This window comes from Phenylobacterium sp., assembly GCF_041913825.1.
In the GTDB taxonomy this organism is placed as follows: Bacteria; Pseudomonadota; Alphaproteobacteria; order Caulobacterales; family Caulobacteraceae; genus Phenylobacterium.
On the sequence record NZ_JAYSEO010000035.1, the window covers coordinates 23,762 to 36,220 of the forward strand.

General features: G+C 70.9%; 10 protein-coding genes. 7 read left to right on the plus strand and 3 right to left on the minus strand.

What is annotated here, in order from left to right:
* The first annotated feature begins 59 nt into the window (after nucleotides 1-59).
* From ACE3Q8_RS21370 to ACE3Q8_RS21385, 4 genes are all read left to right on the plus strand, one after another.
* Nucleotides 60-827: an arginyltransferase gene (locus ACE3Q8_RS21370; protein ID WP_374472689.1), complete on the plus strand. Its 768-nt coding sequence runs from the start codon at nucleotides 60-62 to the stop codon at nucleotides 825-827.
* Between the two features lie 104 nt (nucleotides 828-931).
* The gene (locus ACE3Q8_RS21375; protein ID WP_374472691.1) at nucleotides 932-1,603 is read left to right on the plus strand and encodes a chromosomal replication initiator DnaA; all 672 of its coding nucleotides are present in this window, start codon (nucleotides 932-934) and stop codon (nucleotides 1,601-1,603) included.
* A 70-nt stretch (nucleotides 1,604-1,673) separates the two neighbouring features.
* Complete coding sequence (locus tag ACE3Q8_RS21380) at nucleotides 1,674-3,881, plus strand: RNA degradosome polyphosphate kinase (RefSeq protein ID WP_374472692.1); 2,208 nt, start codon at nucleotides 1,674-1,676, stop codon at nucleotides 3,879-3,881.
* The gene (locus ACE3Q8_RS21385; protein ID WP_374472694.1) at nucleotides 3,862-5,355 is read left to right on the plus strand and encodes a Ppx/GppA family phosphatase; all 1,494 of its coding nucleotides are present in this window, start codon (nucleotides 3,862-3,864) and stop codon (nucleotides 5,353-5,355) included. Before ACE3Q8_RS21380 ends, ACE3Q8_RS21385 begins: the two co-directional genes overlap by 20 nt.
* A gap of 414 nt (nucleotides 5,356-5,769) precedes the next feature.
* Here the strand turns inward: ACE3Q8_RS21385 and rnd are convergent, their stop codons facing one another.
* A complete protein-coding gene (rnd, locus tag ACE3Q8_RS21390; protein WP_374472696.1) occupies nucleotides 5,770-6,948 on the minus strand; it encodes a ribonuclease D in 1,179 nt (392 codons plus the stop codon).
* 81 nt (nucleotides 6,949-7,029) lie between these two features.
* Between rnd and purM the strand changes: the two genes are divergently transcribed.
* The 3 genes from purM to ACE3Q8_RS21405 all read left to right on the plus strand — a co-directional run bounded on the left by purM (nucleotide 7,030) and on the right by ACE3Q8_RS21405 (nucleotide 9,623).
* A complete protein-coding gene (purM, locus tag ACE3Q8_RS21395) occupies nucleotides 7,030-8,055 on the plus strand; it encodes a phosphoribosylformylglycinamidine cyclo-ligase (protein WP_374472698.1) in 1,026 nt (341 codons plus the stop codon).
* 63 nt (nucleotides 8,056-8,118) lie between these two features.
* The gene (locus ACE3Q8_RS21400) at nucleotides 8,119-8,874 is read left to right on the plus strand and encodes a DUF3313 domain-containing protein (RefSeq protein WP_374472700.1); all 756 of its coding nucleotides are present in this window, start codon (nucleotides 8,119-8,121) and stop codon (nucleotides 8,872-8,874) included.
* Complete coding sequence (locus tag ACE3Q8_RS21405) at nucleotides 8,871-9,623, plus strand: hypothetical protein (protein WP_374472701.1); 753 nt, start codon at nucleotides 8,871-8,873, stop codon at nucleotides 9,621-9,623. The genes ACE3Q8_RS21400 and ACE3Q8_RS21405 overlap by 4 nt, the downstream gene beginning before the upstream one ends.
* Here ACE3Q8_RS21405 and ACE3Q8_RS21410 read toward each other — a convergent pair.
* A complete protein-coding gene (locus ACE3Q8_RS21410) occupies nucleotides 9,604-10,659 on the minus strand; it encodes a 2-oxoacid:ferredoxin oxidoreductase subunit beta (protein WP_374472702.1) in 1,056 nt (351 codons plus the stop codon). The two genes, ACE3Q8_RS21405 and ACE3Q8_RS21410, sit on opposite strands and share 20 nt — an antisense overlap.
* The coding region (locus ACE3Q8_RS21415; RefSeq protein ID WP_374472703.1) for a 2-oxoacid:acceptor oxidoreductase subunit alpha at nucleotides 10,656-12,459 on the minus strand (1,804 nt) is incomplete at its 5' end. The genes ACE3Q8_RS21415 and ACE3Q8_RS21410, both read right to left, overlap by 4 nt.

Genomic DNA, 12,459 nt, shown 5'->3' on the forward strand with positions numbered 1-12,459 from the left:
CGGGCCCGCATGACGCCTAAATGACGACAGGCGCAGAGTTTTGGGGCAGCCGCAGGTCCGTGACGCAGCACTTTCCGACCCGTCAGCTCAGGTTCTTCCTGACCGCTCCGTCGCCCTGCCCCTACCTGCCTGAACGGTTCGAGCGGAAGGTGTTCGCCCACCTCCCGCTGTCCGACGGCGCCTCGGTCAACGACAGCCTCACCCAGGTGGGCTTCCGCCGCTCCCAGAACATCGCCTACCGCCCGGCCTGCGAAGCCTGCGCAGCGTGCATCTCGGCCCGGCTGCCGGCCGCGGACTACGTCTTCTCCCGCTCCGAGCGGAAAGTCCTTTCGCGCAACGAGGACCTCGAGCGGCACCTCGTGGAGGCGGAGGCGACCATGGAGCAGTTCGACCTGCTCCGCCGCTACCTCACCGCCCGCCACGCCGACGGCGGCATGGCCGAGATGACCTGGCCCGACTACGTGGCCATGGTCGAGGACACCGCGGTGCGGACCCACATCATCGAGTACCGCAGCCGGTCCAGGGACGGCGGCCCCGGCGACCTGATCGCCTGCGCGCTGGTCGACCTGATGAGCGACGGCCTTTCGCTGGTCTACAGCTTCTACGACCCCAGCCTGCCGCGCCGCAGCCTGGGCTCCTTCGTGATCCTGGACCACGTCATCCAGGCCTGCCTGACCAGCCTGCCCTACGTCTACCTAGGCTACTGGGTCCGCGGCTCGGAGAAGATGGACTACAAGGTCCGCTTCTCGCCGCTCGAGCTGCTGAAGCCCGAGGGCTGGACGCTGATCTCCGCCCGGGAGCTGAAGGCCGCCGGCGACCGGCCCTGAGGCCCGATCCTGTGGGACACGGGGATGGTTTCCCGGCCCCGCTGGAAGCCCGTCCGCCGGCCCGATAGAAAGCCGGCCGTGATCTCCGCACCAGGACATGGCGCATGGCGCGACAGCTCCGGCTGAGCCTCGGCCGCCCCACCTCCTTCGCCCCCGACCAGTTCGTGCAGGGGGACTCCAACCGCGAGGCCCGCCGCGCGCTGGAGGCCTGGCCGGCGTGGCCGGGCGGCTGCCTGGTGCTCGTCGGCCCGGAAGGCGTGGGCAAGAGCCACCTCGCCCATGTCTGGGCGCAGGCCGCCGGCGCCGTGGCGCTCGACCGCCAGGCTCCGGACGTGGAGGCGGCGCGCGGCCGCCCCGTGCTGCTGGAGGACGTGGACCAGGGCGCGCCCGACGAGGCCCTGTTCCACCTCATCAACCTCGCCGGGCAGGATGGGGCCGGCCTGCTGCTGACCGCCCGGACCACGCCCTCGGCCTGGCCGACCGGGCTCGGCGACCTGCGCTCGCGGCTGAACGCCCTGCTGGTGACCGAGATCGAGCCGCCCTGCGACCGGGTGCTGGAAGGCGTGCTCGAGAAGTTCTTCCGCGAGCGCAGCATCCGCCCGCCGAAGGAGATCTACCCCTACCTGCTGCGGCGGATGGAGCGCTCCGTTCCGGGGGCCCGCGAGCTGGTCCGCCGGCTGGACGAGGGCGTCGACGGCGAACCGCGGCCCATCTCGCGGGTTCTCGCCCGGGAGATCCTGGACGGCGATACCGAAAATCTTGACCTTTTCGAGTGATGACTTGCGGGCGTCACAGGGCAGGTCCAGATACGGTTGACCGCCTGGGAACGTCCGGAGCCGTCACAGGATGACCTTAGCCGCGCCGATCGCCTCGAACCCCGCCACCGAGGCCGTGCGCGGCAGGCTGGACTGGAACGAGGAGCTCGCGGGCTCCCCCGCCCGCTTCTTCAACCGCGAGCTCTCCTGGCTGGCCTTCAACCGCCGCGTGCTCGCCGAGAGCCAGAACCCGCGGCATCCGCTGCTCGAGCAGCTCCGCTTCCTGGCGATCAGCGCCAGCAACCTCGACGAGTTCTACATGGTCCGCGTGGCCGGGCTGAAGGCCCAGCTCCGCGAGGGCGTGCGCGTGGTCAGCCAGGACGGCCTGACCCCGGCCGAGCAGCTCGAGCGGATCAACGCCGAGGCCGCCGACCTGATGGCCGACCAGCAGACCCGCTGGGCCGAGCTTCGCCAGGCGCTGGTGGGCGAAGGCCTGCAGGTGGCCATGATGTCCGACGTCACGGCGGCCGAGAAAGCGGCCCTGGAGGAGGCCTTCCTCAGCCAGCTCTTCCCGATCCTGACGCCGATGGCCATAGACCCGGCGCACCCGTTCCCGTTCATCCCGAACCTCGCCTTCTCGCTGGTCCTGAAGCTGAAGCGCCTGAGCGACGGTCGACTGCTCTACGCCCTGGTGCCGATCCCGGCCCAGGTGGCGCGGTTCTGGGAGATCTCGTCGAAGGGCCGCGGCCGCAAGGTCGAGCGCCGGGTGATCGCCCTGGAAAGCCTGGTGGCCCTGTTCCTCGACCACCTGTTCCCCGGCTGCGAGGCGCTGGCGATGGGCGTCTTCCGCCTGATCCGCGACAGCGACGTGGAGATCGAGGAAGAGGCCGAGGACCTGGTCCGCGAGTTCGAGGCCCTGCTGAAGCAGCGGCGGATGGGCTCGGTGGTGCGGGTGGAGGTCGAGGCCGCCATGCCCGAGGAGCTGCGCGGCTTCATCTGCGAGAACCTGCACGCCCAGGGCGACGACATCATCCTGATCGACGGGCTTCTCGGGCTCAACGAGCTCTCCCAGCTCATCCCGCGCGACCGACCGGACCTGAAGTTCAAGCCGTTCGAGCCGCGCTTCCCCGAGCGCATCCGCGACCACGGCGGCGACTGTTTCGCGGCGATCCGCGAGAAGGACATCCTGGTCCACCACCCGTTCGAGAGCTTCGACGTGGTGGTGCAGTTCCTGCGCCAGGCGGCCCGCGACCCGAACGTGCTCGCCATCAAGCAGACGCTCTACCGAACCTCAACCGACAGTCCGATCGTCGCGGCCCTCATCGAGGCGGCCGAGAACGGCAAGAACGTCACCGCGCTGGTGGAGATCAAGGCCCGCTTCGACGAGGCGGCCAACCTGAAGTGGGCCCGGGACCTGGAGCGCGCCGGCGTCCACGTGGTCTTCGGTTTCGTGGAGTACAAGACCCACGCCAAGCTCTCGATGGTGGTGCGGCGCGAGGGCGACGGCCTGCGCACCTACTGCCACTTCGGCACCGGCAACTACCACCCGATCACCGCGCGCATCTACACGGACCTGTCGCTGTTCACGACCGACGCCGCGCTCGGCCGCGACTCCGCGCGCCTGTTCAACTACGTCACCGGCTACGCCAAGCCGGACCACCTGGAAAAGCTCTCCTTCTCGCCCGTGACCATGAAGCGGGACCTGCTGACCCTGATCAACCACGAGGCGGAGAACGCGCTGGCCGGCCGGCCCGCGGCGATCTGGGCGAAGCTCAACGCCCTGGTGGACCCGCAGATCATCGACGCCCTCTACGCGGCCAGCCAGGCGGGCGTGGCCATCGACCTGGTCGTGCGCGGCATCTGCTGCCTGCGCCCGGGCGTGCCGGGGCTCTCGGAGAACATCCGCGTGAAGTCCATCGTCGGCCGTTTCCTGGAGCACAGCCGGATCGTCGCCTTCGCCAACGGCGCGCCCATGCCGTCGTCGGAAGCGCGGGTGTTCATCTCCTCGGCCGACTGGATGCCGCGTAACCTCGACCGCCGTGTCGAATGTCTCACCCCGATCGAGAACCCGACCGTCCACCAACAGGTTCTCCAGCAGATCATGCTGGCGAACCTGAAGGACGAGGCTCAGAGCTGGACCTTGGATGCGGAGGGCCGCTATAGGCGGGACCCCTCCTGGGACCACCCGAGCGCCTTCTCCGCGCACGAGTACTTCATGACCAACCCCAGCCTGTCGGGACGAGGCCAGAAGGTGAAGGACATGCCGCGCGCGATCGATCATGTGGCTTCGCGAGGATAGGCCCGAGCCCCGCCAGGCCGCCGTCATCGACCTCGGGTCCAACTCGGTCCGCCTGGTCATCTACCGGATCGACGGCCGCGCCCTCTGGACGGTGTTCAACGAAAAGGCCCTGGCCGGCCTCGGCCGCGACCTGCCCGCCACCGGGCGCCTGTCGCCCGACGGCGTGAGCACGGCCATGACCGCCCTGCGCCGCTTCCGCATCCTGCTGGAGGGCTGGCCCGCGCAGGACATCACCGTCGCCGCCACCGCCGCCGTGCGCGAGGCCGCCGACGGCCCGGAGTTCATCCGCCGCGTGAAGGCCGACACCGGTTTCGAGGTCCGCGTGCTCTCGGGCGAGGAGGAGGCGCACTACGCCGCCCTGGGCGTGCTGGCCGGCGATCCCGGCGCTCAGGGGGTCGTGGGCGATCTCGGGGGATCGTCCCTGGAGCTCGTCCGTCTGACCGACGGCGGCGCGTCGGAGGGCGTGACCCTGCCGCTCGGTCCCTTCGCGCTCGGCGCGCCGCGGCCGCTGGACATCGACCGCACCTGGCGGGTCATCGAAGGCGCACTGGCCCCGGTCGCCCGCCGCTTCGCCACGCGCGAGTTCCACGCCGTGGGCGGCGCCTGGCGGAACATCGCGCTGCTGCACATGCAGCTCGCCAACTATCCGCTGCACGTCGCCCACCAGTACCAGATGACCGCCGCCGACGCGGTGCAGCTCGCCCGTTTCGTGGAGCGACAGTCCAAGTCCTCGCTGGAGCGGATCGAGGGCGTGTCGAAGAAGCGTTTCGACACCCTGCCCTACTCCGCCCTGGTGCTGGAGGCGCTGATCGAGGCGCTGGGCATCGAGCGGCTGGTGATCTCGGCCTACGGCGTGCGCGAGGGCCTGCTCCTGGAGGCCATGCCGCCCGAGGTCCGCCGGGAAGACCCGCTGATCGCCGGCTGCGAGGCCCTGACAGCGGTGCGCGGCCTCTCGCCCGACCTGGGCGGCGCCCTGGAGGCCTGGCTGTCGCCGGTCTTCGAGCGCCTGTCGCCGTCGTTCGGCGAGCGCGACCCGGTGCTGCTGGCCGCCGCCTGCCGGCTGGCCGACCTGGGCGCCCGGCTGCACCCCGACCACCGGGCCGACATCGCCTTCGAGCAGGTGCTGCGCGCGCCGATCGCCGGCATGACCCATCCCGAGCGGGCCTTCCTCGCCTGCGTCGCCTTCTCCCGCCACACCGCGGCGACCAACGTCCCCGAGGCCGGCACGATCAACAAGCTGCTGAGCAGCGAGCGGCGCCAGCGCGCCAGGGCGCTGGGCGCGGCGATCCGGCTGGGCTGCGACATCTCCGGGCGCAACGGCCGGCTGCTCGCCCGCTCGTCCCTGCGGACGGACGGCGACCGCCTGCGCCTGACCGCCACCGACGGCTGCGAGGACATGCTGCTGGGCGAACAGACCGCCAAGCGCGCCCAGACGCTGGCCCAGGCGCTGAAGCTCAAGCTGCAGCTCGGCTGAGCGGCCAATAGCAAGAGGGCGGCGCCCGGGGAGACCCCGAACACCGCCCTCTCAAACCAGATCCGTTGGGGGATCCAGGCCTTCGAGGCGAAGGTGGTGATCCCGCGGCGACGGTCGCCCGCCGCCTCGTCTTCCCGCCTCCGGCCCCTGCGGACCGCCGACACCCGGGTCGCCCCCGGCCTCGCCGTTCCCGGAGCCCCTGCCCGCTTCCGATCCGGTTTCCCGGTCCGCCGCGCCTCAGTTCCTCTCGGCAAGAGGAGCCTCGCCCGAAGCTCGGCCGTGCGCAAGCGACCGGCGTTCTCCCGGTGTGGGAAAACGCCGTTCGGCATGTGGACAACCGGTGGAAAAGCCTGTGCGGCGGGCGAAAACCCGCACGGGATCAGGCGCTTGGCTTATCCTCAGGAAGCTGGCGGATCAGCCGGCCGTGGCCGCCCTCGGCGCGCGCCGGACCTCGACAACCCGCACGCGGGTCCCGTCCAGGACCAGGGCGAGCTCGCCGCGCTTCAGCTTCAGGGCGTCCTCGCCGAACGCCTCGCGCCGCCAGCCCTTGAGGGCCGGCGTGGGCGCCTGGTCGTCATTGGCGATCTGCTCGAGGTCGGCGACGGTGGCGATCAGCTTCGAGGCGACGCCCGCCTCCTCGGCCCGCGCCTTCAGCAGCACCTTCAGCAGCTCCACCACCGCCCCGGCGGCAGGCGACGGCGGCTGCTTGTTGCGCTCGATCACCGGGGCGTAGGCCTCGGGATCCTTCAGCGCCTCGCGCACGGCGGTCAGCAGGTCGGGCCCGAACCGCGAGCCGGAGAAACCCTTCGGCACCGAGCGCAGCCGGTCGAGGGCGTCGGCGTCGGTCGGCGCCTGGGTGGCGATCTCGTCGATCGCCTCGTCCTTCAGGATCCGCCCGCGCGGCTGGTCGCGGAGCTGAGCCGTCCGCTCCCGCCAGGCGGCGACGGCGCGGTAGACCGCCAGGTACTTGGCCGTGTGCCGGCGCGGCCGCAGCCGCTTCCAGGCGTTCTCGGGCTCCACGTCGTAGTTGGCGGGGTCGGTCAGCCCGGCCATCTCGTCGGTCACCCAGGCGAGTCGGCCTTCCTTCTCCAGTCGCTCGCGCAACATCGGATAGAGCTCGGCCAGATGGGTCACATCGGCGAGCGCGTAGGTGAGCTGGTTGTCCGACAGCGGCCGCCGGGCCCAGTCGGTGAAGCGCGAGCTCTTGTCGAGCTCGATCTTCAGCATCTGGCGCACCAGGGCGTCGTAGGCGATCTGCTCGCCGAAGCCGGCCGCCATCCCCGCCACCTGGGTGTCGAACAGCGGCTTGGGCATGGCCTTCAGGTTGTTGAAGATCTCCACGTCCTGCCGGGCGGCGTGGAAGACCTTGAGGATCTTCTCGTCGCGCAGCACCTCGAGGAACGGCTCGAGGTCCATGTCCTCCGCCAGCGGGTCGATCACCGCGTGCGCGTTCGGAGCCGCGGCCTGGATCAGGCACAGCTTGGGCCAATAGGTGGTCTCGCGCATGAACTCGGTGTCCACGGCGACGAACGGCTGGCCTTTCAGCTTGTCGCAAAACACCGCGAGTTCCGCGGTGGTCGTAATCGGCGTCATCGATTAGCTATAGCCCCGCGCGCGGCCGAGTCTGCAAGCCCGCGATACGGCTGCGCGCAAGTTTCTCAAGGGCATTCCGTCATGTCAGAGCGGCCGAACGGTCTCACCTATGCGCAAGCCGGCGTCGATATCGACGCGGGCAACCAGTTGGTGGAACGCATCAAGCCCCTGGCGAGGTCCACCCGGCGGCCGGGCGCGGAGGCGTCCCTCGGCGGCTTCGGCGCGCTCTTCGACCTCAAGGCGGCCGGCTACGACGACCCGTTGCTGGTCACCACCACCGACGGCGTGGGCACCAAGCTGAAGGTCGCCATCGAGACCGGGATCCACGGCACGGTGGGGATCGACCTCGTCGCCATGTGCGTCAACGACCTGCTGGCCCAGGGCGCCGAGCCGCTGATGTTCCTGGACTACTTCGCCACCGGGAAGCTCGACGTGGAGGCCGCCGCCACCGTGGTCGAGGGTATCGCCGAGGGCTGCCGCCAGGCCGGCTGCGCGCTGGTCGGCGGCGAGACGGCCGAGATGCCCGGCATGTACGCCGAGGGCGACTACGACATGGCCGGCTTCTGCGTGGGCGCCGTGGACCGCGGCCGCGTCCTGCCGCGCTTCGACGACCAGAAGCCGGGCGACGTGCTGATCGGCCTGGGCTCCACCGGCCCGCACTCCAACGGCTATTCGCTTGTGCGCCGGGTCGTCGAGCGCTCGGGGCTGCCGTGGGACGCCTCCGCCCCCTTCGAGGCCGGCAAGACCTTGGCCGAGGCCCTGCTCGCGCCCACCCGGATCTATGTGAAGACCGTGCTGCCGCACCTGAAGGCCGGGCGCATCTCCGGCCTCGCCCACATCACCGGCGGCGGCCTGATCGAGAATCCGCCGCGGGCGATCCGGCCGGGCCTGGCCGCCAAGTTCGACTGGAACGCCTGGCAGCTCCCGCCGGTGTTCCAGTGGCTGCAGGAGGTGGGCGGCGTCGCCGAGCACGAGATGCGCCGGACGTTCAACTGTGGCGTCGGCCTGATGCTGATCGTCGACCCCCACGACCTGCCCGACGTCCTGGAGGGCCTTGTCCGCGACGGCGAGGACGCCTTCGTGATCGGCGAGCTCGCCGCGGGCTGACGCGTCGGAACCCAGGGTTGTGCGTTAAAGCTGGAGCACCAACCTGAGAGCCGCGCCTTCGCCATGATGAAGCCTGCCGCCGCCCTGACGCTCTGCCTCGGCCTTGTCGCCTGCGCCACCCCGGCGCGGCAGGCGGGCTTCCTGTCCAGCTACCAGGGCCTGTCGCCCCGCGAGGGGACACTCCGGGCCGGCATCCTCGAGAAGAAGGCGCCGGCGGAGGCCACCTCGATCCGCCGCGTGCGGCTGCTGCCCACCGAGGTGCGCGGCGCGCCCGACTGGCTGAGCGAGCCCGAGCGGCGGTTGCTCCAGCGGGAGGTGGACGCCCAGCTCTGTTTCGAGGTCTCCGAGCGCTACGAGATCGCCGCCGGACCGGCCGACGCCGAGGTGCGCGCCGCCGTCACTCGCGTGAAGCCCACCGGCCGGGCGGGATCGGTCGCCTCGGCCGCCGCCTCCTTCTTCATTCCCGGCCCCATCGGCGTGCGCGCCCCCGGCACGACCGGCGGCCTCTCCGCCGAGGCCGAGATGGTGACGCCGGACGGGCGGCAACTGGCGGCCATCGTCTGGAGCCGCAACGCCACCGCCGTCGGGACCGACAACCCCTCCCTCAGCCGCATCGGCGACGCCCTGCAGTTCGCCGAGCCCTTTGCCGACGCCGCCGCCGCGGCCATGACCGCTCCAGACGTGAAGCCCCCTGGTCCGCCGAAGCCCGACCCCTGCGCCGAATACGGCCCGCGCCTGCGCCCGGAAGGCTGGCTCGCCAAGTTCGCCACCGGCCTCTACGTACCCCAGATGAGCGGGGCCAAGCAGGCCGAGCCGTGAGACGGCCGCTCGCCCTGAAGCTCGCCGTGTTGGCGGCTGTGGTGTTCGCCATCGCCGCGCCCGCCGTCCAGGCGGTGACCGGCTGGGGCCTCTCGCCCGCCGAATTCGCGGCCGACGGCGACCGTACAATCCGGGCGGCGGGCTACGCGTTCTCCATCTGGGGCCTGATCTACACGGCGCTGGCCGCATTCGCGATCTACCAGATCCTGCCGGCCAGCCGGGACTCTGCGGTGGTGGCCGCCGTGTCGGTCCCGGGCGCCATCGCCATCGCGGCCTGCGGCGCCTGGATATGGGCGAGCGCGGCAGACGCCAAGTGGCAGACGGTCGGCTGGATCCTGCTCGGCGCGGTGGCGGCCGTGGCCGCGGTGGTGGCCGGCCGCCGCGTGCGGCCCCGGGGCGGCTGGGACAGGGTGCTCGGACTCTGGCCCCTGGCGCTGCTGGCCGGCTGGCTGACGGTGGCCGCGGCCATCAACGTGCTGACCGTCCTGACCGCGCGCGGGCTGATCGGCGACGGCGTGGCGGTCCCTGCCGCTGTGGGCGGCGTCCTGGCCGTTGTGGCGGCCGCCTTCCTGGTGCTGCGCGCCTCGCATGCCCTGGTCTATGGCCTGCCCGTCGCTTGGGGTCTGGCCGCCGTCTTCGTCGCCGAGCGGGCCGACAATCCGCCGGTGGCCTGGACGGCGCTCGCCGGCGCGGTCGTCGTCCTGCTGTTCGCCGCCTCCTTCGCCTGGCCTATCGCAGGGCGGCGTTGATCCGCGCCAGCGCCGCCTGGCCCGGCACCAGGTCGGCGGTCCCGAGCTGGTTCAGCGGCGTGTCCACCGTCTGCAGGCTGTCGTGCAGGTCTCCGGCCTCGGGATCCACGTAAAGCAGCCCGGTGACGATCTGCCCCCTCGCCTGCCGCGCCTGGAGGTAGCCCAGGGCCTGCGCCCGGTTCCCCGGATTGTAGAGCTCGGCCAGCTTGTGAAGCGACAGGATCGAGCCGTCGTGCTGCTGGACCCGCACCGTCTCGCCCGGCGCATAGTCCACGTGGATCGGCGCGCGAGGGCTGATGACGTCCAGCCGGTTCACCGCCTCGTTGTGCTCGCGCACATAGTCGAAGCTCTTGGTGGAGCCGGCGTGGTTGTTGAATTGAACGCAGGGGCTGATGCAGTCGATGAAGGCCGCGCCCTTGTGCGCCAGGCCGGCCTTGATCAGCGGCACGAGCTGGGCCTTGTCCCCCGAGAACGAGCGGGCCACGAAAGTCGCGCCGAGCTGCAGGGCGATGGAGACGAGGTCGATCCCGGCGTCGTGGTTGACCACTCCGCGCTTGGACTTCGAGCCCTTGTCGGAGGTGGCGGAGAACTGGCCCTTGGTCAGGCCGTACACGCCGTTGTTCTCGACGATGTAGAGCATGTTCACGCCCCGCCGGACCGCGTGGGCGAACTGGCCGAGGCCGATGGAGGCGGAATCGCCGTCGCCGGACACGCCGAGGTAGATCAGGTCCTTGTTGGCGAGGTTTGCGCCGGTCAGCACCGAAGGCATGCGGCCGTGGACGGTATTGAAGCCGTGGCTGTTGCCGAGGAAGTAGTCCGGGGTCTTGGACGAGCAGCCGATGCCGGACAGCTTGGCGATCCGGTGCGGCGGCAGCTCCAGCTCGTAGACCGCCTGGATGATCGCCGCCGAGATGCTGTCGTGCCCACAGCCGGCGCACAGGGTCGAGACCGAGCCCTCGTAGTCCCGCCTGGTGTAGCCGAGCGCGTTCCTGGCGAGCAGCGGGTGATGGAGCTGGGGCTTGGCGATGTAGGTCATTCGGCCGCCTCGGTGATCTGGCCCACCGCCATGAGCTGGCCGATCTCGCCGGCGATGAAGCGCGCGGTGATCGGCGTGCCGTCGTAGTGCAGCACGGGGACGAGCTTCGCCGGATCGACGCCCAGCTCGTTGACCAGCAGGCTGCGCATCTGGGCGTCGCGGTTCTGCTCCACGACGAAGACCCGCTCGTGGGCGGCGATGAAATCCTCCACCGCCTTCGGGAACGGGAAGCCCCGCAGGCGCAGCGCGTCCAGCCGCTTGCCCTGGCCCTCCAGCGCTTCCAGGGCCTCGTGCATGGCGGGCGTGGTGGAGCCGAAGTAGATCACCCCGTCGGGCGTCTTGCGCCTGGCCGGGGTGAGCACCGGCTGCGGGACGAGGTCGCGGGCGGTGGCGAACTTCCGCAGCAGCCGCTGCATGTTGTCCACGTAGACCGCGCCTTCCTCCGAGTAGCGGGCGTAGGGGTTGCGGGAGGTGCCGCGGGTGAAGTAGGCGCCCCGGGTGGGGTGGACGCCCGGATAGGTGCGGTACGGGATGCCGTCTCCGTCCACCTCCTTGTAGCGGCCGAAGTCCGCCCCCGCCTCCAGCGCCTCGAAGGTCATCACCTTGCCGCGGTCGAGCTGGCGCGTGTCGTCCCAGGCGAAGGGCGCGGTCAGCCACTCGTTCATGCCGATGTCGAGGTCCAGCATGACGAAGACGGTGGTCTGCAGCCGATCGGCGAGGTCGAAGGCCTGCGCTCCCATCTCGAAGCACTCGCCCGGATCGGCGGGCAGCAGCATGGGATGCTTGGTGTCGCCGTGGCTGGCGTAGGCGGCGGCCAGCAGGTCGGCCTGCTGGGTGCGGGTCGGCATGCCGGTGGACGGGCCGCCCCGCTGGACGTCGAAGATCACCGCCGGGATCTCGGCGAAATAGGACAGGCCGATGAACTCGGTCATCAGCGAGACGCCGGGCCCCGAGGTGGCGGTGAACGCCCGGCAGCCGTTCCAGCCCGCGCCCACCACCATGCCGATCGAGGCGATCTCGTCCTCCGCCTGGACGATGGCGTAGCGCGCCTTGCCGGTCTCTGGGTCGGTGCGCAGCTCCTGGCAGTAGCCGGTGAAGGCCTCGGCGAGCGAGGTGGAGGGCGTGATCGGGTACCAGGCGCAGACAGTCGCTCCGCCATAGACGGCGCCCAGGGCGGCGGCCGCGTTGCCCTCCACGTAGATGCGGTCGCCCACCCTGTCGGCCGGGGCGACCTGCAGCGACAGCGGCGCGAGGCTCTCGCGGGCGTAGTCGTAGCCCATGCGCAGCGCCGCCACATTGGCGTCGATCAGCTTCTGCCGCCCGGCGAAGTCCTCGGCCAGCAGGTCCTCGATCACCTCGGGCGCGATGCCGAGCAGGGCCGCGAGCGCGCCGACGTAGACGATATTCTTGAAGAGCTGCCGCTCGCGCGGGACCTGGTAGGCCCGGTTGCAAATGGCCGTCAGCGGCACGCCGACGGCGGCGACATCGTCGCGGAATTTCTCCGGCGGCAGGGGCTTGGTGGAGTCGAAGAACAGGCAGCCGCCCGCCTCGATCTCGGCCACGTCGCGGTCCCAGGTCTGCGGGTTCATGGCCACCATCAGGTCCACCCCGCCGCGTCGGCCGAGCCAGCCGGCCTCCGTCACCCGCACCTCGTACCAGGTGGGCAGGCCCTGGATGTTGGACGGGAAGATGTTGCGCGCCGCCACCGGCACGCCCATCCGGATGATCGCCCGGGCGAACAGCCCGTTGGCGCTGGCCGAGCCCGAGCCGTTGACGTTGGCGAACTTGACGACGAAGTCG

What these genes read in the sequence shown, in the direction of transcription:
- ACE3Q8_RS21375 (WP_374472691.1), top strand. Translation starts at nt 932, where the DNA reads ATGGCGCGACAGCTCCGGCTGAGCCTCGGCCGCCCCACCTCCTTCGCC.
- purM (WP_374472698.1), top strand. Translation starts at nt 7,030, where the DNA reads ATGTCAGAGCGGCCGAACGGTCTCACCTATGCGCAAGCCGGCGTCGAT.
- ACE3Q8_RS21410 (WP_374472702.1), bottom strand. Translation starts at nt 10,659, where the DNA reads ATGACCTACATCGCCAAGCCCCAGCTCCATCACCCGCTGCTCGCCAGG.
- ACE3Q8_RS21400 (WP_374472700.1), top strand. Translation starts at nt 8,119, where the DNA reads ATGATGAAGCCTGCCGCCGCCCTGACGCTCTGCCTCGGCCTTGTCGCC.
- ACE3Q8_RS21380 (WP_374472692.1), top strand. Translation starts at nt 1,674, where the DNA reads ATGACCTTAGCCGCGCCGATCGCCTCGAACCCCGCCACCGAGGCCGTG.
- ACE3Q8_RS21385 (WP_374472694.1), top strand. Translation starts at nt 3,862, where the DNA reads ATGTGGCTTCGCGAGGATAGGCCCGAGCCCCGCCAGGCCGCCGTCATC.
- rnd (WP_374472696.1), bottom strand. Translation starts at nt 6,948, where the DNA reads ATGACGCCGATTACGACCACCGCGGAACTCGCGGTGTTTTGCGACAAG.